The sequence below is a fragment of the Photobacterium toruni genome, from assembly GCF_024529955.1.
GTDB classification, from domain to species: domain Bacteria; phylum Pseudomonadota; class Gammaproteobacteria; order Enterobacterales; family Vibrionaceae; genus Photobacterium; species Photobacterium toruni.
Genome location: NZ_AP024855.1, coordinates 182,609 through 202,701, shown reverse-complemented (window position 1 = coordinate 202,701; position 20,093 = coordinate 182,609). Strand labels below are relative to the sequence as shown.

Genomic DNA, 20,093 nt, shown 5'->3' with positions numbered 1-20,093 from the left:
ATTTTGCTTTAATCCTTAATATAAGATGGTGTTATTTTTATAAAGCAATTTATTACCGTAAGAAAAACAGATAATATTGATATTTTTGGTATTAATGTAACTTATTAATAAATGTATTAAATAGTATTAAGCAAAGACACTATCAAGCTGATGCTATGAATGAATAAGATGAGGCGATAATGGGATTATTTTCTTGGATTTTTGGTAATAAATCAGTGGTTGAGACTGCGACAGTTGAACCTGTTGAATATAAGGGTTATTTGATTTATCCCGAACCGCAAAAGGAAGGCGGGCAATTTCGTATTGCGGGACGGATATGTAAAAAAACGGATGACATAATGCAAACACATCACTTTATACGTTCTGATATTTTACCATCTCGCATTGATGCTGAAACATTTATGCTTAAAAAAGCACAAATGTTCATCGATCAAACAGGCGATCGAATGTTTAAATAAATGCAGATATACAACATATTTCATTGCAATCGTGTTGTTTGCTGGGTATCTTAATTTAGGACTAAAAATCACCAGTTAAATGTTGTGTTTTTGTTAATTTATAAGTGTTTTGAATATATTTAAATTAATATTGATGAAAATATTAACTGAGTTATTTTTTGTGTTTAGTTACTATAACTAACTTTTTGTAATACATGTTTTTTTAACCTCTTTGTCACGGATGAAAAGGTGTTTATATTTCAATATAAAATGACGGTAATGTTATTTATTAATGAAATTTGTAGAATTTTTTGCTTTTAACTGTAAAAAGCTTGCTATTGCTTTTAAGGTTAGATACAAAATATTCATCTATAGCCAATGTTCAGGGAATAATAATGCAGATTGGTGTACCAAAAGAGGTCCTCGCGAATGAAACGCGAGTTGCTGCCACACCTAAAACGGTTGAGCAGTTATTAAAAATGGGGTTCAGCGTTGTTGTTGAGCAGGGAGCTGGCGTATTAGCAAGTTTTGATGATGCTGCCTTTGAAGCTGCAGGCGCAGAAGTTGCGACGACTGAAGTTGTATGGCAAGCCGATCTTATTTTAAAAGTCAATGCTCCACAGGTAAACCCTGTAACGGGTGTTGACGAATTTGAATTAATTAAAGATGGCGCGAGCTTAGTGAGTTTTATTTGGCCGGCACAAAATGCTGAGCTATTAGCTAAACTAGCCACAAAAAATATTAATGTAATGGCAATGGATTCTGTGCCGCGTATTTCACGTGCACAAGCCTTAGATGCATTAAGCTCAATGGCGAATATTGCAGGTTATCGTGCTGTTGTTGAAGCAGCACATGAGTTTGGTCGTTTCTTTACTGGGCAAATTACCGCTGCAGGTAAAGTACCACCGGCTAAAGTTTTAGTTGCGGGTGCGGGTGTGGCTGGTTTAGCTGCTATCGGTGCTGCGGGTAGCTTAGGTGCTATTGTTCGCTCGTTTGATGTTCGCCCTGAGGTGAAAGAACAAGTTGAATCAATGGGCGCTGAATTCCTTGAAGTAGATTTTAAAGAAGATACCTCAACCGGTGATGGCTACGCGAAAGAAATGTCAGATGAATTCAACCAAGCGGCTGAGCGTTTATATGCAGAGCAAGCAAAAGATGTTGATATTATCATTACAACGGCACTTATTCCTGGTCGTCCTGCGCCTAAATTGATCACTAAAGAAATGGTTGACTCAATGAAGTCGGGCAGTGTTATTGTCGATTTAGCAGCAGCTAACGGCGGTAACTGTGCTTACACTGAAGCTGATAAAGTGATCACCACAGCTAACGGCGTGAAAATCATTGGTTACACCGATATGGTTGGACGTTTACCGACTCAAGCTTCACAGCTTTACGGTACTAACCTGGTTAATTTATTAAAGCTGCTGTGTAAAGAAAAAGACGGCAACATTGATATTAACTTTGATGATGAAGTACTACGTGGCTTAACGGTGATCAAAGCCGGTGAAGTTACGTGGCCTGCGCCACCAATAAAAGTTTCAGCTGTTGCTCAGAAACCTAAAGCAGTAGAAAAAGTACAGCCTAAAAAAGCAGAGCCAATGTCACCGATTAAGAAATACGGCATGATGGCGGCTGGCATAGCATTATTTGCTTGGGTTGGTCATTACTCTCCGCCTGAATTCCTTGCTCACTTTACGGTATTTGTACTGTCATGTGTGGTTGGTTACTACGTAGTATGGAATGTTAGTCACTCTTTGCATACACCACTTATGTCAGTAACAAATGCAATTTCAGGCATCATTATTGTAGGCGCATTACTCCAAATAGGACAAGGCTCCGGTATTGTTTCCGTGTTGGCTTTTGTTGCTGTTCTCATTGCTAGTATCAATATTTTTGGTGGTTTTACTGTCACTAAACGCATGCTAGAAATGTTTCGTAAAGATAAATAAGGAGTAATACATGTCTGCAGGAATCGTACAAGCGGCATACATTGTTGCTGCCGTATTGTTTATCATGTCACTTGCTGGGTTGTCCAAGCAAGAAACCGCACGAAAAGGTAACTATTTCGGTATTGCGGGTATGGCTATCGCACTGATTGCAACCATTTTTGGACCTGAATCACAAGCGACAGTTTGGATCATTCTAGCGATGATCATTGGTGGCGCAATTGGTATTTTCTACGCTAAAAAAGTAGAAATGACAGAGATGCCAGAGTTAGTTGCAATGCTTCACAGTTTCGTGGGTATGGCAGCGGTACTGGTTGGTTTTAATACATTTTTACATCATCAACCGTTAGAAGGCGCACTATTAAACATTCATTTAGTGGAAGTTTTCCTTGGTGTATTCATCGGTGCAGTAACCTTTACAGGCTCACTTGTTGCTTTTGCTAAATTGCGAGGTCTGGTGTCATCATCAGCACTACAATTACCACATCGTCATAAACTTAACCTTGTCGCATTACTTGTTTCTGTCGCATTGTTAGTATGGTTCGTGAAAGCTGAAGGCTCAATGGCAGCATTGATTCTAGTAACACTGATTGCATTTGCATTTGGTTACCACTTAGTTGCTTCTATTGGTGGTGCTGATATGCCAGTGGTGGTGTCTATGCTTAACTCATACTCAGGTTGGGCAGCAGCGGCCGCTGGTTTCATGCTTGCAAATGACCTTCTGATAGTAACGGGTGCTTTAGTTGGTTCTTCTGGTGCAATTCTGTCTTACATTATGTGTAAAGCAATGAATCGTTCATTTGTTAGTGTTATTGCCGGTGGATTTGGTTCAGATGGTGCAGCTCCTGCATCAGATGAAGAGTATGGCGAGCACCGAGAGACAACGGCAGCAGAAGTCGCTGAATTATTAAAAGATGCGAAGTCTGTGATTATCACTCCAGGATACGGTATGGCTGTTGCACAAGCGCAATATCCAGTGCATGAAATTACGGATAAATTACGAGCACAAGGCATAGACGTTCGATTTGGTATTCATCCTGTTGCAGGTCGTTTACCAGGTCATATGAATGTATTACTTGCTGAAGCAAAAGTGCCATACGATATCGTATTAGAGATGGATGAAATTAATGATGATTTCCCTAAAACTGATGTGGTGTTAGTTATTGGTGCTAATGACACCGTAAACCCAGCCGCGATGGAAGATCCAAATAGTCCAATTGCTGGCATGCCTGTTCTTGAAGTATGGAATGCAAGTAATGTTATTGTATTTAAGCGTTCAATGAATACTGGTTATGCTGGTGTCCAAAACCCATTGTTCTTTAAAGAGAATAGCCAAATGTTGTTTGGCGATGCGAAAGCATCATGTTTATCTATTCTTGAACATTTATAAAAAGATAAGTAGTATCAATAAAGCCACTCAAGTTTGAGTGGCTTTTTTTTTCGATGAACAATAAATGTATTTTTTAATTTAAATGTCACAGCTAAAGACTCTTGATTCAAGTAATTGTCACTCTGACATTTTATTGACAAAACACTGTTCTATAATGTTAAGCTACGAGCATGAAAACGTATGTGTTAGTCTTGTCTTTATTCTTTTCTGCAGCATCATTTGCAGAAGCTCAAACATTTCCAGAGCGGTTAAATGCGGTTCGTTCTGATTTGTTGAAACATAAGTCTTTAGCAACATATGATTTTCGTAAGCTTCAGAGTTCATATCCGGGGCCGCTATTAGAGCCTGAAACGTTATTGCCACAAACCGATGAATATCCTCTGGATGCATTACGTCAGTTGTACCATAATTCGTTAAACTGTAAAGGACCATGGCCGTTATCACCATTGGTGACTCAACCAGTTGTATTTACTCGTGCTATTTGTTTTAAAACAACCTTACCGCCAAGTTGGTTTGTGCGTTCAGGATATATTCATCCTGGTGGTGGTAGTTATGCATATCGCTATATTCAAAAACATCCGGATATGGCGGAGAAATACAGTAATTATTTGCATATAAAAGAGCGTCCGATTGCTGCTGCAACAACGATTTTAGGACGATTGCAGCGAATGAATAATGTTGAAATTCATGCGTTTATTTCAGGTGCTCAATTTTTCATATCAAATAGTGAGCTTTGGATTCGTAATGATAATGAATACCGTGTTTTTGATAAAATAACATGGATGGCAACATTTGAACGCTATCAGTTACATTTTAAACGTTTAGAGAAAAATGATTTCTGTTTGGCAAAAAATGGCAATATATGTTGGCGTGAAAATAATAAATCTCATATAACTTATTATTTATTAATAGGTTTGCTTGTAACGAATGCTGGTTTGTTATTAAGTTGGATTATTTATCGATACCAGATCCGTCGTCGTACGATGGAAGAGCGAATGTTAGTATTACAAATATTAACGCATGAATTGCGAACACCAATCGCTAGTTTAGCCATGACGGTGGAAGGTTTTCGACGTCATTTCGATGAATTACCAGAAGAATTATATGATGAATTTCGTCGTTTAACTGATGACTCTCGTCGGTTACGTCAATTGGCTGAAGCAAGTAAAGATTATCTTCAAGCAAATCAACAACAGTTAAGTGTTCAAAACGTTGAATCGCTCAATGAATGGCTTGGTTATCTTACTGAAAAATATGACGTTATACTAAAGTTGGAAGATGACAGGAGTATTTTAGTTAATATTTATTGGCTTGGTACTTGTATTGATAATCTGCTGTCAAATGCGCATAAATATGGCGTAGTGCCAGTTAGCTTATCAGCATCGTATAAAAATGGAACGTTGAAGTTGGTGATTCAAGATGAAGGGCAACTTAGTGCCAAAGATTGGTCACGTTTAAGAAAACCATTTGTTAGCTCTCAAGGCTTAGGTCTGGGTTTGACAATTGTTGAATCAATGATTCATAGAATGGGGGGACGAATGAAACTCATTGGTCCACCTACAACATTTATTTTGGAGATTCCGTGTGAATCAAACTCTGCTACTGGTTGAAGATGACCGTAACCTTGCTGATGGTTTACTCGATAGCTTAAAGCAAGCCGGATATAATTGTTTATATGCTGATTGTGCTACTAAAGTAGGCGCTTTATGGCGAGATGCCGATCTTGTTGTTCTGGATCGTCAATTACCTGAAGGTGATTCACTTGATTACTTATCCGGTTGGTTAAAAAAGAAATATGTTCCTGTTATTTTATTGACAGCGATGGTTTCAATTAACGATAAAGTGATCGGGTTAGATTCTGGGGCAAAAGACTATTTAACGAAGCCTTTTGCTGAAGAAGAGCTATTAGCTCGTGTTCGAGTACACTTGCGTGGCGAAGATGGTGATATAGCTGCCATTAATATTATTACTGTCGGTAATATTATGATTAATCAAGAAAGCCGTGAAGTTTTCCATGGCAGCGATAGTGTGACCTTGACACGAACAGAGTTTGAATTGCTGGTATTTTTAGCTAAAAATGCTGGTCGTGTATTTACTCGTGATGAACTATTAGATCAAGTGTGGGGTTACAACCATTACCCAACAACGCGTACTGTTGATACTCATATTTTGCAATTACGTCAAAAATTGCCAGATATTGAGATTGAAACATTGCGTGGTGTTGGATACCGCATGAAGCCATAAGGTTTAGGTACTGTATTCCATGAGAATAAACAAGCCCAAACGTTGGCTTATGGGATTATTGTTAGTGCACTCGACGTTATTTTCTTCGAGTGCATTTGCATCATCTGATTGGTTTATATCTAAAGATCTTTATACGATGGCGCATAAAGAATTACTTGAAGATGACACTGCTGCTGTTTTTCAAACGATTATTCAAGCATGGCAACAATCCCCTAATAGCGTAAAAGCTAACAACCTCAATCAACTACTTAATTTAGCTGTTCGTGAAGATTGTGGACATAGTCTTGAGCGTAAAGTCTTACCTCGCTGGCTACCAAAATTATCGATTGAGCGTCAAGTAGAGCAGAATCTTAATCAGCAACTATTGAAGATTTCTGTTGTTGGCCTTACGCGTAGCAATATTACGAATATTAGTCTGACAAAGTGGCCTAATAAACCGTTATTACAAGGCACACCATTTATTGATGATGGTGGTTTTTTTTCTGTTGAAACCCAGCATTTAGACAAGCCGGTTTCTGCTGGGTTGTATAAGCTTTCAATTACAGCAGATAACAAACCACCTTGGGTTGATTGGATAGTTTTAACTGCCCCCGTAGATAAACAAGAGATTAGCTGGAAAGATAGCAAAACGTGGCGTATTGATAATATTAGAAAAAATAGCGGTAATTGTCCCTCTCCAATATTAAATATAAAATTGTATGATCTTAAAGATGCAATATGGCGTGTTATCTGGAGTCAAGATTTTGATTCAGATTGGCCAACAACATTGCCCAAATTAAACGTTTCAGATGGGCGTTATTGGCTCAGTGTTGGTGTAGTAAAAACACGTTGGCAAGGTGAGATTTCGATTTTAGATATTCAACGTATAACGCGCTCTGTTGATTATATTGGTGATTATAATTAGATCATTCATAAAAAATGGCTATCACATTATTTTTATTTTTTTGATTAAAATAATGTGATAGCCATTTTTTTCTTTAAATTCATGTAAATAAAACTAATTCTAGAAAATATAGAAATAGCGCCATAAACATGTATAATTTATGTATGTTTATGGTGAGGTAATATGATGCAAATTATAGATCGAGCAAAAGAAGAAAAAATTCCCCCGTTATTTCGACTCGCATTTCGTCCGTTTTTCATTGGTGCAGCGGTTTATGCCGTTATTGCAATAGCATTGTGGGGCTTGTTTTGGGCTGGCAATACGCATATTAGTCAATTTATGTATGGTAATCCGCTATGGTGGCATAGCCATGAGATGCTATTTGGATTTGCAGGAGCAGTTATTGTTGGTTTTTTATTGACGGCAGTACAAACGTGGACAGGCCAAACTGGAGTAAAAGGGGGCAAATTGGCTTTCTTATTTAGCCTATGGCTTATTGCTCGTTTAGGACTGATATTTGCTACACCAAGTTATTTATGGATGGTTATTGATTGTGCTTGGATCGTTGCCGCAACGATTTTTTTAGCGATACCTATCATTAAAGTTAAGCAATGGCGTAATATGTTTTTCGTGCCCGTTCTTATCCTGTTTATGCTATTAAATGTTAAATATCACTTAATGGTACTTAAAGTGATTCCTTATGACTTAAAAGCCACAGCATTAACAACACTAACCATTATTGCTGCAGTAGTGTTAGTTGTCGGTGGAAGAGTGATTCCATTTTTTACCTCACGAGGCACGCAGACGGCAACGATATCGCGTATTCCAATGCTTGAATATGCTGCATTGATACCTATTTGGATTTTACTAATACTGACTATTTTTCCGATTACCATTTCAGCAAACGTATTAGCGATCATCTATCTTATTGCTGCTATAACTAATTTAGGTCGCTTATGTCGCTGGCGTAGCCATAAAACAATAACTGTGCCGTTATTATGGTCATTACACGGGGCTTATTTATCAATGATCATTGGTTTAGCTTGGCTTGGTGGAAGCTATATTAATCATAATATGAGTTCAACTATTGGTATTCATCTTATCGCCATTGGTGGTATTGGTGCGATGATCCTTGCAATGATGGCACGAGTTTCATTAGGGCATACCGGTCGTAAATTACAAGTCGGACGCTGGATGATTATTGCATTTATCAGTTTGTTTGGTTCATTATTAGCACGCACATTATTGGTTGTTATGATGCCCGTTGCTACCGTTGATGCTTATATTATTTCTGCGGTTTTATGGGTGATCGCATTTAGTATTTTCACAGTAGTGTATTTCCCTGTATTGACGAAAGCACGTGTTGATGGGCATCCGGGCTAATTTATATTCAGTGTGGATAAACAGTGACTTTGTATCACTTTACTTCTAAAATACTTACCCGTTTACGAGTTAAGAAGAATGATATGTATAATCACACGCCGACATTAACGCACTCAGAGCAACAAGAAGCAGCAGAGCGTATTCATGATCTTATGGCTAATGGCATCAGCAGCGGTGAAGCTATCATGATTGTCGCTAATGAGATTCGTGAAGCGGATATGAAGCGTCGTCAAGCAGAGGGTGAACTTTCGGCTGATGAAGAAGAATAACCCAGAGTTATCATTCGTAACTATCTAATAAATAAAAAGAGCTGAAAGGCTCTTTTTTTATTTTTGAATAATTTTATTTCAAATAAATGACTAGTAACAAGGAATGTATTACTTCTACAATGAACCAATATAATAAGAAAGTGTTGAGGAAATATTAATGGATAGTCGTTATTTAGCTGCACAAGAATTTGCAAAAAAACGTCATGGTGAGCAGAAATATGGCGACCAGTCTTATGCGGTACACCTTAATACTGTTGCAAATCTTGCTCAACCTTTTGGTACTGATGCCATGATTGTTGCTCAATTACATGATGTTATTGAAGATACCGATACGACTTTTAATGAATTAGCTGATCGGTTTGGTTTTATTATCGCTGATGCTGTTAATTATGTAACTGATGTAAAATTAGAAGATCGCGCTAAGCGGAAATTAGAAATTAACCATCGGTTAGCTGCTTTAAGTGTAAAAGAAGATGCTGCACGTCTCGCATTAACTGTAAAAGTTTGTGATCGTTTAGCCAATGTACGCTCAAGTAGTGAAAGCTCACCACGCCATTATAAAATGTATCAACATGAGCATTCTGCATTTAGAGAGGCAGTATACCGTCCTGGTCTTTGTGATGATTTATGGAGAGAGTTAGATGCACTCATTATTGGTCAACCTGAAGCAATATTATGTAAGTAACGTTTTTACTTTACGAAAAAATAGAGGCCTAACATTGCGTTAGGCCTTTTATTTTTCATCCCTACAGAGCATCTTGGGGTATTGAATCAGTCGATATCATAAATTGTCGGGATAGGTTGGCGTTTATGCTGTGTTACACGATAAATACTGACTAGACGTTCACGAACAAAATCATCAACAGGTTTGCCTTCAAGGAAATCATCGATTTGATCATAAGTGACCAATAATGCTTCTTCATCGGCTTTTTGTGGTGCTAGCTCTTCTAAATCTGCAGTAGGAACTTTAGCTACAAGGTGTTCAGGTGCGCCTAAGTGGGCTGCAATACTACGAATTTGACGCTTATTTAACCCAAAAAGAGGAGCAAGATCACAGGCGCCATCACCAAATTTAGTATAAAACCCCGTAATATTTTCAGCTGAATGATCTGTACCAATAACAAGCCCGCCCACTAATCCGGCTATTTCATATTGGGCGATCATACGTGCGCGTGCTTTAACATTGCCTTTTACAAAATCAACTTTAGCTGCATTGGTTGGCATTAATGTTGTGCTTTCTAGTCCTAGTAACGCACTGTTATGTAACCCATCAACGCCAGCTTTGATATTAACGCTTACAGATTGGCTCGGTTGAATAAATTGTAAAGCGTGTTGTGCCTCATCTTCATCTTGTTGCTCTCCATAAGGGAGACGAACTGCGATAAACTGATAATCATTACTTGATGTTGTTGTATTTAAATCATTGATAGCAAGTTGTGCTAAACGGCCACAAGTTGTTGAATCAACACCTCCGCTAATGCCAAGCACTAAAGATTTACAACCAGATTGCTGAAGTTTTTTCTGGATGAAAGCAATACGGCGCTGGATTTCAAATTCAACATTGATAGTTGGAAGTACACGCATCTGTTCACGGATAAGTTGTTCCATGGGTCATGAATCCTTAAGGCTTTTGCCCAAATATTAATCATTTAAAACGACATAACGGAAAAATGAGAACTCAGCCATTACACCTTTATCAAAATCATGCGATAACTCTAACTAAGGATCAATGCTCAAGTATAAATTTATTTAAAATAATGCCGTTTTAGCGTAAAAACAGTACGATACTAAAGAATATCGCTTAAACAAGGTTATATATTTAAACAGTTTGCAATAAGAGGTTAGTGATTGAAAAATGAAACAGACTCTGGCAGTTTTTGGTAGTGCATTTAATCCTCCGAGTTTAGGCCATTGCTCGGTGTTAGAGCGATTAGGTCAGTTTGATAAGGTGTTATTGCTTCCAAGTTATCAACACGCATGGGGGAAAGTGATGCTTGATTATGAAGCTCGTTGTGATCTTGTTCGTGCATTTATCAGCGATATTGGACAAGCTAACCTAGAATTATCTACATTAGAACAGAAAATTGCTATTGGTGATAATGCAGTCACAACATTTGCAGTACTTGAAGCGTTACAATTAGAGTATCCAGATACCAATATTACTTTTGTTATTGGTCCGGATAATTTTTTAAAATTTAATCAATTCTATAACGCAGAACATATTTTAAAACGCTGGCAGATTATGGCATGTCCAGAAACTGTTCCAGTACGAAGTACTTTAATACGTGAAGCATTAGCAAGTAATAATGATATTAGTCAGTATACGACGCCAACGGTTAAATTCATGCTAATGAACGATGAACGCTTTCTTTTTACTCATTAATGTATGGATATTCGACATTGCGTATGAATAAAATTAACGCCTTGATACTTATCATTATGAGTAACTTAATTTATTCATCGTGTGCTTATGCTCTTCCATGCGATTTGACGTCAAATTATACGATAAACACTGATAATCAATTATTTCAGTTTAATGCTTCCACATGCCAATTATCGAATAATATTGATAGCATTCCTTTCATACACATTAAAAATGACGCTTACTCTCAAACTCAACGGTTTAATGATTGGAAGCAAGATCAGGTTGATAATGGTGGTGAGTTTTGGAGTCATTGGAGCGATGACTTTGCTGATCCGCCTGTTTTAACTGAATATAATGATTCAATGTATTATGGATTGGGATTTTGGTTACCAAGAAAATATGATAATGACGATGTTGAAAATGTGCTGAGTGCAGAGCAGTGGGTGCTAAATCACGGTGTTCAAATGAGCTTAGGTTTTGGTGATCCTAATAGTAATAGTACTCGTGTACGGTTAGATTATCGTTGGCATACCAAGAGTGATGTTGATGATGGTATTTCATTACAGGTACATGTGCCGCTTAATTAGAAAGGAAGCTGTTGCCAGCTAAGATCAAACTAAAATATGCCCATATTAACAATGGGCATTATTGAGAGTAACGGGCTTATTGTTGAAAGGACTGGCCTAAAATAGGAATCGCAAGCGCATCAAGCAGCACTTCTGATGTATTTAGTTGTGCTGCGATTTGCGGTAATTTTCTTCCAGAGCGAATTAACTTTATCGCTTCTCGCATGATAAGGCAGGATTCAAATTCTTTTAATGTCATGCACAATACTGGCTCTATTGCTTGAATCGCTGACGTATCAGTTACTTTATGACCATTAAGCAATAAAGCTAGTGCACTATGATATTGTTTGCTAATTGCAGGTGATAACGATTGGGTCGAGGCTGATAAGTTTGATACTTGATCTGCTATGACTTTGAGTAAGCGTCCTTCTACACCATCCCAATCATGATTTTCAATAGGTTGTTTTTCAAGTTCAACCAATAAAGCATTAAGTAGTGGTGTAACGATAAAAAAGCCAGCATCATGGCATAATGGTTGTCGCAGACGAATTGAAAACGCGACTTTGAAAAAATGTGTGCCCGGTAAAATGGTTACGGCATGTAAGCAATCAAAGGGAACCCAAAAGCCATGCCCTTTGGACACTAAATGCTCATGTTTACCTAGCCGTATTAATATGCTGCCGCTAGTAACAACAATAAAGTAGGCGTTGTGGCTTTTACGACGAGAACCAACGGAAAGAAAAGGGTGCTCGTTTTTAGAAAACTCAATGGCTTGTTTCATAATGTCTCTCTAACTCGATATCTCACACATATTCGGCTGTTTTTATTACCTCGTCAACATCACATAGGCGACAATAGTCAAAATCAGTGTATCATTAGTCACTTTTACATTAAATTGTAGTTTTAATAATTAATAGTGGTTGAATTTTCAACAACATAATGTGGTTAGACCTCCAACCATTTCCCTTATCGACGTAGGTTATTTGGTAAAACAATATTTATCAGTAGAATAGCCGAGTTATTTCAAAATGAAGCCTTATTGTGTGTATAGATAACGATATTTATAAAGAAATCCGCCCTTACAACGATAACGAAGTTAAAGGGGCGATTAAACGCCTGATTGATGACAGAGATTTTATCAATGCTATTCTAAAATACCGCTTTCCTCATGCTTCAGGTATGTTTGGTTGGCTGCTTATCCCGTTAATAAAACGTATTCTTGTTAAAAAATGGTCAAATGTGACTAGCGTTAAAGACGTGCAAGATTATGTCGCTAAATATATGCGCGCAACCATTGATCATTCATGTGATGGTGTAACAACAACGGGGTTGAATAATCTTGATCCAAATAAAGCCTATTTATTTGTATCGAATCATCGTGATATCGCAATGGATCCAGCAATGGTAAATTGGTGTTTATTCAATGATCACTTTAGTACTGTTCGTATTGCGATAGGTGATAATTTACTTAAAAAACCCTGTGCGACTGAATTGATGCGTTTGAACAAGAGTTTTATTGTTAAACGATCATCAAAAGGTCCTCGTGAGTTAATGAAGTCATTAGGCTTACTTTCTAGCTATATTTCACATTCTTTAATGACTGGAAACAATATTTGGATAGCACAGAAAGAAGGGCGAGCAAAAGATGGTAACGATAAAACTGATCCTGCTATTTTAAAAATGTTTTTTATGGAAGGGCGTAAGCAGAAAGTACCATTTGCTGAGTTTATGAGTGGTTTAAATATCGTTCCTGTTGCAATTTCATACGAAAATGATCCTTGTGATTTAGCGAAAGCACAAGAGCTTTATCAAAAAGAAACTACAGGTACATATGAAAAGTCCGAATTTGAAGATATTGAAAGTATCGTTCAAGGTATTGTCGGTCAAAAACGTCGTATTCATATTAGCTTTGGTGATGTGATCACCGACGCGCCTGAAACACCAGATGAATTAGCTGCAATGATTGATAAGCAAATAACTGAAAATTATCATTTATTCCCATCTAATTATATTGCGGCAAATATTGAATCTGATCAAATAACGGCAGAAGAAGAGCAATTATTTGCAGAAAAACTAGCTGATCATCCGCAAGGTGTGCAAACAATTTTACGCCAAATGTATGCTTTTCCTGCTCAGAAAAAGCAGCATCTAGAATAAATGAAACGCATTTGTTTTAAGACCAATAACGCGGTAATGACTACCGCGTTGTTGTTTTTGATTATAACTGCGGTGATTTATAGGGTGCTTGTGCCATACGCTCTGCCATAAAATCAATAAAGCAACGCACTTTAGGGGCGAGGTATTTTCTACGTGGATAAACCGCATAAATGGGTAAATCAACGGTTGTTTTCCATTCGGGGAGTAGCTGAATTAATTTATGACTTTCAAGTTCATCAGTCATTAGGTAGGTTGATAAATAAGCAATACCTAAGCCACTGACTGCCGCATCTAACACGGCAGGTGCATTATCTATGCGGTAATTACCCCGAACACGAATTGATTGCTGTACACCATCACGAGAGAAAGCCCAGTTAACATACTTACGTTCTCGGCTTTGGTAAGTAATGCAATTATGGTGGCGTAAATCACTGGGTGTTTCTAGCTGGCCATGCTGAGCAATATAATCAGGTGATGCAACGACGATAAAGTCACAATTTGCTAATTTTCTTGCCACCATACCTTCCGGTGGATGTTCATGAATCGCTATCCAACAATCAAATCCTTCCTCTAATAAATTAGGCCGATGATCAAATAGACTAATTTCTAACTCTAGTTCAGGATTACTTTTTTGAAATTCAGCTAAAGCCGATGTGATGTGGATATTGCCAAAAGATTGAGCAATTCCAATTCTTAGCACCCCTTTGATTTCATTGCGATAACCTGCCACCATTGCTTCAGCTTCATTAACAGTATCAAGTAGTTGTTGACCATAATCGGCATATTGTAAACCAATTTCAGTTAAAACGACGGTCCGTGTACTACGCTGAACTAATTGACAACCTAAGCGTTCTTCTAAATAGCGTACTTGCTTACTTACTTGAGATTTAGATATACCTAATCGCTCTGCTGCTCGAGTAAAATTTTGTTCATGGCCTATTGCTGCCAAGATGACCATTTGTTGAAGATTTTCTAACATAAGCATCGACTCTGAAGAGAAAAGCAAAGTAGAAAAACGGTATATGACTTTGCTTGTTATTACATAAGAAGAATATGATTTCTATGATAGAGGATTATGTTCATTATGAAAATGAGAGAGTGTAATAAAGCGATGAATCATCGATATTAATAATAATGTATATCTGTACAAACGATTTTAGTAATAGTGTAATAGTCATTACAATCAGGTCTTCACTATAGGAGATGTGATTAATGGTAACGGTTTTTTGGCAGTTTTTAATGCTAGGGATGTGTAGTTTTGGCGGCCCAGCGGCACACATAGGTTATTTTCAGCAAGCATTTATTATAAAAAGAAAATGGCTTACTGATGAAGATTTTACACAAGCTATTGCGTTATGTCAGTTTTTACCCGGACCTGCAAGTAGTCAACTGGGTATGTATATTGGTTATAAAAAAGCAGGTTATTTAGGTTCGATTGCAGCTTTTATCGGTTTTACATTACCGTCTTTTGTTTTATTAACTTTTCTCGCCGTTGCAAATAATGAATTTGGTCATGCAGTTATTGTTGAGTATATTATTATAGCTGCGAAATTATTAGCTGTAGTGGTTGTTACAGATGCATTGTGGGGAATGATAAAAAAGAATTTAACGTCAATTACAACTGTTATCACGGCATTATTAACAATGGTATGGTTAATATTTAGTGATGGCTTATTGGGACAAATAGTTCCTATTATTATAGCGAGTATTATTGGGTATTTATGGTCATTTAAAACACAACCAGTACTTAATCAACAGCTAATAAAACCCATTCGACCTCATAGTGGATTACTCGTTACTTTTTTGAGTTTATTTGTCTTATTACCATTCATTGTAACTGCAAATGGTAGTGTGAATTTATTTACTATTTTCTATCAAGCGGGCAGTTTTGTTTTTGGCGGTGGTCATGTGGTATTGCCATTATTACAACCAATGCTCGATGGGATGATTACGGATAATACTTTTTTAAGTGCTTATGCTTCTGCGCAGTTAGTACCTGGGCCAATGTTTACTATGGCGAGTTATTTGGGGGCTTCGGCAATGCCCTCTACGCCTCTTTGGGGAAGTTTAGTTGCGACCGTTGCTGTTTTTCTTCCAGGTAGTTTACTCTTATTCGCTTTTCTTCCTGCGTGGAAAGCGTTATTTACTCATCCTCGATTAACTTACGCAATTTTATTAATAAATGCTTGTGTCGTTGGTTTATTAGGCAGTGCATTTATTAATCCGGTAATAACAAGTTCAATTAAATCAGTTTCAGATGTTATAGCAATTGTTGCTGGATATATTTTAATCAAAAAATGGCGATGCCCTGTATGGATGTTAGCGATCGTGTTGTTTATATATGTTCTGATAATCAAGTTATAACTAAATAGAGCGTAATGCTCTATTTTTTAAAATCACTAACGCACTATAACTTTATAATTGTAATAAAAATAACCACCACTCACACAATTAAAATTAAGTAAGGTTAAATTCAGAAATGCTTGCTAAAATAAATACTTTTATTAATTGAATGGGTAAGATGGATACAAACCAAAGAGTACGTTCAAACATCACAAACTATGATGTATTACGGGCGGTAAAAGCTGAAATTAAACAAAGTGAACGTCGTATTACTCGACGGATATATACTGTTGCGATTTTATCCGTTGCAACGATTATATTTGTACTAATGCTGATTATTAGTAGTCAAACGCCAACAACAAGAGATTATGCGGCAGAAGCCATGAAACGATCTTTTGAGGCAGAAAGGGCTGTAAAAATGATGAATGAGACAGTTAATCCCCATTATTTAGAGCAATCAAAAGATAGCCAATAAAAAGCTCTTATAAAAAGAGCTTTTTATGTAACACGGCTATTTATTACCAATCTAAAACTAATCGATGATTTTTAATTACTAATTCAGGTTTGGTTTTTTTCAGTAATGATTGTTCTATTTCATTATCATTAAGTTTATACACTGGTTTGGTTGATAAGATTTGGCTCAAGAAAGAAACAATAGGGGTGATAACCGGTTTTGTTAATACATTATTTAACCGCTGGGGCGTAACGTCTAATGATTCAATATTGAGATTTTTTAAGTAAATAGCACCTTGCTCTTGGTTATAATAGGGAACAGCACTAAAATTGGCTTTAATTGATATATTTTGGGTGGGTTGTCCCATTAACTCTAAGTCAGCTGTTGCCGTTGCCACGACATTAATTTTATTTTTTGCAACACGTCCAATTCCTACTTTTATATTATCAAATTTACCGGTGGCATAGGCTAGACCTTGAATGCCAACGGAATGATTAAATTGGGTTTCTTTATTTAAGTAAGATTGCATTTCATTTTCAGTTACACCGTAACTAGCACAACCAGTAAAGAATAAGACACAACCTACAATTAATAATAATTTTAAACGCATAACAAGCCTTAACGATGACGATAAAAGAACACTTAATGTTTAGATAATAGCAAAAAATCTATCATGCAGTGTCAGCAAATAGTATCGAGATATCGTAGTTATCGCGCTGTAAATACTTACGAAGTTTTTTTAATGAAATAACTTGTAGTTGGCGGACTCGTTCACGTGTTAATCCTACTTCATCTGCAACTTCTTGAAGGGTTTGTGATTCATGCCCGAGCAGACCAAAACGACGGCAAATAATTTCTTTATCACGAGAAGGTAAGCTGTCTAACATAGAAGATGTTATATGGTTAATCGTCATCGCATCTAAATAGGCATCAGGCTGAAGTTCTTTATCGTTTGTTAAGAAGGCAGAAAATGATTGTGAATTAGCATCATCATTAACGGTTTGATCATAAGATATAACAGGAGCATCGTAAGCTAAAATAGTCGTAATACTATTAATATCTCGGTTTAATGCTTTTGCTACATCGTCATTTTTAGGTTCTTTATTTTGAGTAGAAGTAATTTTTTATGTGTTCGTAGGATAGTATTAATTTCTTTTGATACATGTACAGGTAAACGAATGGTACGACTTTGATTATGGATAGCACGCTCTATTGTTTGTTTGATCCACCATGTTGCATATGTTGCATATGTTGAAAATCGAAAACCTTTTTCTGGATCAAACTTATCAACCGCGGTCATAAGACCAATATTTCCTTCATCAATAAGATCACTAAATTGAAGAGAGCTACTGCGATAATGCTTAGCAATATTAACAACTAAACGTAAATTACTCTCAATCATGATCTTCTTTGCGTTTTTATCTCCCGTTAATGATTTACGACTATAAAGTACTTCTTCTTTTTTAGTGAGAAGTGGTTTTAGTGAAATATCACGAAGATATAATTGAATAACATCAGTTTCAAAAGCTTGTTTCTGATAACTCTCTTTAGCTTCCATATTACATCCCTTTAAACCTATCCGTTTTTTGTCATAATTGTAGCGATGGCATATGCTGTAAAATCTATTATTAATAATAACCTTTGCATAAATATGACTATTTAAAATAGTTAACCATCATTATGCTTAATTAGCGCTTACCTTTAGTGTTTTAAATTCACTAAAGCTATATAAAACAACAAAACGACAATATCGATTTTTTTAAAAATATAAAACAAAATAATAGTTATTATTGATAAGCGATCACAAATTTTTAAATAAATGGATATTTTCCACTATTTGTTAGATAGCTTGGAGCTATTGTTTGTTGGTTATCCATAACTGTAACCTTAGCTGTCATTTATGAATATCTAAATGATATTGATTATCATTTAGATATTCAGTAGAGTAGACTCAAAACAAAGGAGTCACTTATGAATAGAGCAGTTATTGCAGTTGATATGCAGCCAATCCCATTTAATTTAAAATTAAAAAAGAAATTACTTTTATTAGGCCCTGCATTCATTGCTGCTATTGGCTATATTGATCCCGGCAATTTTGCGACAAATATTGAGTCAGGATCTGCCTTTGGATACCAACTTTTATGGGTGGTATTATGGGCAAATTTAATGGCGATGTTGATTCAATATCTCTCTGCTAAATTAGGGATAGTAACAGGCAAAAACTTAGCAGAACACTTACGTGATCATCTTCCTAAATGGGCGATAGGCCCTTATTGGATACAAGCTGAAATCATAGCTATGGCGACTGATCTTGCTGAATTCATTGGTGCAGCCGTTGGTTTCCAATTATTATTTAATATTAGTTTAATGGAAGGTGCTGTTATTACAGCTATCGTTACAATAATGATACTGATGCTTAATAATAAAAGTCAAAAACCACTCGAGATTGTTATTGGTACTTTATTATTATTAGTTGCTGTAATTTATATTTTTGAATTATTCATTGCACCGCCAGCATCTCATGCTCTGATGACTGGATTGATTGTTCCCACATTGAATAGTCCACACCAAATATATTTAGCCGCGGGTATTCTTGGTGCTACGGTAATGCCGCATGTTATTTACTTACATTCTGCATTATTTAAAAATACTTATGGTGAAAAAGTATCAACACGATTACGTTCAACAAAATATGATGTATTAATTGCAATGGTTATTGCTGGATTTGTAAATATAGCTATTGTTGCAATGGCTGCCGCAGTATTTCATTATTCAGGTAATAAAGATATTGCTGAAATAGAAACGGCATATAAAACATTGACACCATTAGTGGGTAAAGCTGCATCAGTATTGTTTGGTGTTTCATTAGTCGCATCAGGGCTTTCATCAACAGTCGTAGGTACAATGGCTGGACAAGTTGTAATGCAAGGCTTTGTTAAATTTGGTATTCCAATGTGGTTACGTCGTTCAGTTACTATGATTCCATCATTTATTGTTATCGCTTTGGCAGTAAATACAACTGAAATTTTAGTCATGAGCCAAGTTGTTTTAAGCTTTGGTATAGCACTAGCAATTATTCCACTATTATACTTTACTAACAGCAAAGTAATTATGGGTAAATATAAAAACAATAAAATAGTTTCAATATTAGGATTAATCATTATTGCTATCGTTCTTGCTCTAAATTTATATTTAAGTTATACATTACTCGTTTAAATAAATAATATATTACTCCTTATAAAATTCAGATAATTCAAAATGATATTATCTGAATTTTCTTTTATGACATTTTTTTTGTTTATATAAATTATGTAGTGCTTTATATTCATTTTTTAGATTGGATTTTTCTTTTTTTGAAGCATTAGATAGCATCATTGTTATTCTTTTTTCAAAGCTATTAATTTTAGTTTCTAATCCAGTACAAGGTAATAAAGCATGTTTTTGTGTGTATTGATTAATTGTCAATGCATAGCTAGATGTATGAAATGTAATTAATAATAGCAGTAATAATGTCCGTATAAATATCAACATAATAATCCTTTGTTGTTGTTTTTTATACGATACCATTCATCTAAAGAGATAGCAGAATATAATACAACTATTATACTTATGTTCTATTTTTAACAACAAACATTGAAACTAACTGTTATATAGTG

The 20,093-nt window shown here is 36.1% G+C and carries 21 protein-coding genes; 15 read left to right on the top strand and 6 right to left on the bottom strand.

From position 1 onward, the window contains the following. The first annotated feature begins 179 nt into the window (after positions 1-179). The 9 genes from OC457_RS15110 (at position 180) to OC457_RS15070 (ending at position 9,237) form a co-directional block, all read left to right on the top strand. On the top strand, positions 180-458 hold the full coding sequence (locus OC457_RS15110) for an HlyU family transcriptional regulator (protein WP_080174150.1): 279 nt from the start codon (positions 180-182) through the stop codon (positions 456-458). 374 nt (positions 459-832) lie between these two features. After that, a complete protein-coding gene (locus tag OC457_RS15105; RefSeq protein ID WP_080174149.1) occupies positions 833-2,386 on the top strand; it encodes a Re/Si-specific NAD(P)(+) transhydrogenase subunit alpha in 1,554 nt (517 codons plus the stop codon). Positions 2,387-2,396: 10 nt separating this feature from the next. After that, entirely contained in the window at positions 2,397-3,773 is a 1,377-nt protein-coding gene (gene pntB / locus OC457_RS15100) for a Re/Si-specific NAD(P)(+) transhydrogenase subunit beta (protein WP_080174148.1), read from the top strand. A 170-nt stretch (positions 3,774-3,943) separates the two neighbouring features. Continuing rightward, a complete protein-coding gene (vxrA, locus tag OC457_RS15095; RefSeq protein WP_080174147.1) occupies positions 3,944-5,383 on the top strand; it encodes a sensor histidine kinase VxrA in 1,440 nt (479 codons plus the stop codon). Further along, complete coding sequence (locus OC457_RS15090; protein WP_080174146.1) at positions 5,358-6,017, top strand: response regulator transcription factor; 660 nt, start codon at positions 5,358-5,360, stop codon at positions 6,015-6,017. The genes vxrA and OC457_RS15090 overlap by 26 nt, the downstream gene beginning before the upstream one ends. Positions 6,018-6,036: 19 nt before the next feature. After that, the gene (locus OC457_RS15085; RefSeq protein WP_096777826.1) at positions 6,037-6,921 is read left to right on the top strand and encodes a DUF2861 family protein; all 885 of its coding nucleotides are present in this window, start codon (positions 6,037-6,039) and stop codon (positions 6,919-6,921) included. 162 nt (positions 6,922-7,083) lie between these two features. Next, entirely contained in the window at positions 7,084-8,283 is a 1,200-nt protein-coding gene (locus OC457_RS15080; protein ID WP_306341385.1) for an NnrS family protein, read from the top strand. 83 nt (positions 8,284-8,366) lie between these two features. Beyond that, positions 8,367-8,552: a YoaH family protein gene (locus OC457_RS15075; RefSeq protein ID WP_080174145.1), complete on the top strand. Its 186-nt coding sequence runs from the start codon at positions 8,367-8,369 to the stop codon at positions 8,550-8,552. A 157-nt stretch (positions 8,553-8,709) separates the two neighbouring features. Beyond that, positions 8,710-9,237, top strand: a complete 528-nt coding sequence (locus OC457_RS15070; protein WP_080174144.1) for an HD domain-containing protein — start codon at positions 8,710-8,712, stop codon at positions 9,235-9,237. Between the two features lie 86 nt (positions 9,238-9,323). Here the strand turns inward: OC457_RS15070 and nadE are convergent, their stop codons facing one another. Beyond that, the gene (gene nadE, locus OC457_RS15065; protein ID WP_080174143.1) at positions 9,324-10,160 is read right to left on the bottom strand and encodes an ammonia-dependent NAD(+) synthetase; all 837 of its coding nucleotides are present in this window, start codon (positions 10,158-10,160) and stop codon (positions 9,324-9,326) included. 247 nt (positions 10,161-10,407) lie between these two features. On the opposite strand from nadE, the gene OC457_RS15060 reads away from it, so the two are divergent. Together OC457_RS15060 and OC457_RS15055 are read left to right on the top strand one after the other, a co-directional pair. Next, positions 10,408-10,935 (top strand): nicotinate-nicotinamide nucleotide adenylyltransferase, encoded by a 528-nt coding sequence (locus OC457_RS15060; RefSeq protein ID WP_080174142.1) that lies wholly within the window; start codon positions 10,408-10,410, stop codon positions 10,933-10,935. Positions 10,936-10,991: 56 nt separating this feature from the next. Next, positions 10,992-11,504, top strand: coding sequence for a hypothetical protein (locus OC457_RS15055; RefSeq protein WP_144379586.1), 513 nt, complete (start codon positions 10,992-10,994; stop codon positions 11,502-11,504). Positions 11,505-11,580: 76 nt separating this feature from the next. Here the strand turns inward: OC457_RS15055 and OC457_RS15050 are convergent, their stop codons facing one another. Then, positions 11,581-12,264 (bottom strand): AraC family ligand binding domain-containing protein, encoded by a 684-nt coding sequence (locus OC457_RS15050; protein ID WP_080174140.1) that lies wholly within the window; start codon positions 12,262-12,264, stop codon positions 11,581-11,583. A gap of 260 nt (positions 12,265-12,524) precedes the next feature. Here OC457_RS15050 and OC457_RS15045 point away from each other — a divergent pair, with 260 nt between their 5' ends. After that, positions 12,525-13,640 (top strand): 1-acyl-sn-glycerol-3-phosphate acyltransferase, encoded by a 1,116-nt coding sequence (locus OC457_RS15045; protein WP_080174139.1) that lies wholly within the window; start codon positions 12,525-12,527, stop codon positions 13,638-13,640. 61 nt (positions 13,641-13,701) lie between these two features. Here the strand turns inward: OC457_RS15045 and OC457_RS15040 are convergent, their stop codons facing one another. Next, positions 13,702-14,619: a LysR family transcriptional regulator gene (locus tag OC457_RS15040; protein ID WP_080174138.1), complete on the bottom strand. Its 918-nt coding sequence runs from the start codon at positions 14,617-14,619 to the stop codon at positions 13,702-13,704. Positions 14,620-14,852: 233 nt separating this feature from the next. Here OC457_RS15040 and chrA point away from each other — a divergent pair, with 233 nt between their 5' ends. Together chrA and OC457_RS15030 are read left to right on the top strand one after the other, a co-directional pair. Beyond that, complete coding sequence (gene chrA / locus OC457_RS15035; RefSeq protein ID WP_080174137.1) at positions 14,853-16,004, top strand: chromate efflux transporter; 1,152 nt, start codon at positions 14,853-14,855, stop codon at positions 16,002-16,004. 157 nt (positions 16,005-16,161) lie between these two features. Continuing rightward, positions 16,162-16,458: a hypothetical protein gene (locus tag OC457_RS15030; RefSeq protein ID WP_080174136.1), complete on the top strand. Its 297-nt coding sequence runs from the start codon at positions 16,162-16,164 to the stop codon at positions 16,456-16,458. A 43-nt stretch (positions 16,459-16,501) separates the two neighbouring features. On the opposite strand, the gene OC457_RS15025 is transcribed toward OC457_RS15030, so the two are convergent. From OC457_RS15025 to OC457_RS20880, 3 genes are all read right to left on the bottom strand, one after another. Beyond that, entirely contained in the window at positions 16,502-17,047 is a 546-nt protein-coding gene (locus tag OC457_RS15025) for a DUF1439 domain-containing protein (protein WP_080174135.1), read from the bottom strand. Between the two features lie 61 nt (positions 17,048-17,108). Further along, positions 17,109-17,351 (bottom strand): sigma factor-like helix-turn-helix DNA-binding protein, encoded by a 243-nt coding sequence (locus tag OC457_RS20885; protein WP_306341384.1) that lies wholly within the window; start codon positions 17,349-17,351, stop codon positions 17,109-17,111. A gap of 164 nt (positions 17,352-17,515) precedes the next feature. Further along, on the bottom strand, positions 17,516-17,995 hold the full coding sequence (locus tag OC457_RS20880; protein ID WP_306341383.1) for a sigma-70 family RNA polymerase sigma factor: 480 nt from the start codon (positions 17,993-17,995) through the stop codon (positions 17,516-17,518). 413 nt (positions 17,996-18,408) lie between these two features. Between OC457_RS20880 and OC457_RS15015 the strand changes: the two genes are divergently transcribed. Further along, positions 18,409-19,653 carry an Nramp family divalent metal transporter gene (locus OC457_RS15015; protein ID WP_370737961.1) on the top strand — a complete coding sequence of 415 codons (1,245 nt, stop codon included), beginning with the start codon at positions 18,409-18,411 and terminating at the stop codon, positions 19,651-19,653. The last annotated feature ends 440 nt before the right edge of the window (positions 19,654-20,093 follow it).

What these genes read in the sequence shown, in the direction of transcription:
- OC457_RS15110 (WP_080174150.1), top strand. Translation starts at nt 180, where the DNA reads ATGGGATTATTTTCTTGGATTTTTGGTAATAAATCAGTGGTTGAGACT.
- OC457_RS15105 (WP_080174149.1), top strand. Translation starts at nt 833, where the DNA reads ATGCAGATTGGTGTACCAAAAGAGGTCCTCGCGAATGAAACGCGAGTT.
- pntB (WP_080174148.1), top strand. Translation starts at nt 2,397, where the DNA reads ATGTCTGCAGGAATCGTACAAGCGGCATACATTGTTGCTGCCGTATTG.
- vxrA (WP_080174147.1), top strand. Translation starts at nt 3,944, where the DNA reads ATGAAAACGTATGTGTTAGTCTTGTCTTTATTCTTTTCTGCAGCATCA.
- OC457_RS15085 (WP_096777826.1), top strand. Translation starts at nt 6,037, where the DNA reads ATGAGAATAAACAAGCCCAAACGTTGGCTTATGGGATTATTGTTAGTG.
- OC457_RS15080 (WP_306341385.1), top strand. Translation starts at nt 7,084, where the DNA reads ATGATGCAAATTATAGATCGAGCAAAAGAAGAAAAAATTCCCCCGTTA.
- OC457_RS15075 (WP_080174145.1), top strand. Translation starts at nt 8,367, where the DNA reads ATGTATAATCACACGCCGACATTAACGCACTCAGAGCAACAAGAAGCA.
- OC457_RS15070 (WP_080174144.1), top strand. Translation starts at nt 8,710, where the DNA reads ATGGATAGTCGTTATTTAGCTGCACAAGAATTTGCAAAAAAACGTCAT.
- nadE (WP_080174143.1), bottom strand. Translation starts at nt 10,160, where the DNA reads ATGGAACAACTTATCCGTGAACAGATGCGTGTACTTCCAACTATCAAT.
- OC457_RS15060 (WP_080174142.1), top strand. Translation starts at nt 10,408, where the DNA reads ATGAAACAGACTCTGGCAGTTTTTGGTAGTGCATTTAATCCTCCGAGT.
- OC457_RS15055 (WP_144379586.1), top strand. Translation starts at nt 10,992, where the DNA reads ATGAGTAACTTAATTTATTCATCGTGTGCTTATGCTCTTCCATGCGAT.
- OC457_RS15050 (WP_080174140.1), bottom strand. Translation starts at nt 12,264, where the DNA reads ATGAAACAAGCCATTGAGTTTTCTAAAAACGAGCACCCTTTTCTTTCC.
- OC457_RS15040 (WP_080174138.1), bottom strand. Translation starts at nt 14,619, where the DNA reads ATGTTAGAAAATCTTCAACAAATGGTCATCTTGGCAGCAATAGGCCAT.
- chrA (WP_080174137.1), top strand. Translation starts at nt 14,853, where the DNA reads ATGGTAACGGTTTTTTGGCAGTTTTTAATGCTAGGGATGTGTAGTTTT.
- OC457_RS15030 (WP_080174136.1), top strand. Translation starts at nt 16,162, where the DNA reads ATGGATACAAACCAAAGAGTACGTTCAAACATCACAAACTATGATGTA.
- OC457_RS15025 (WP_080174135.1), bottom strand. Translation starts at nt 17,047, where the DNA reads ATGCGTTTAAAATTATTATTAATTGTAGGTTGTGTCTTATTCTTTACT.
- OC457_RS20885 (WP_306341384.1), bottom strand. Translation starts at nt 17,351, where the DNA reads ATGACGATTAACCATATAACATCTTCTATGTTAGACAGCTTACCTTCT.
- OC457_RS20880 (WP_306341383.1), bottom strand. Translation starts at nt 17,995, where the DNA reads ATGGAAGCTAAAGAGAGTTATCAGAAACAAGCTTTTGAAACTGATGTT.
- OC457_RS15015 (WP_370737961.1), top strand. Translation starts at nt 18,409, where the DNA reads ATGAATAGAGCAGTTATTGCAGTTGATATGCAGCCAATCCCATTTAAT.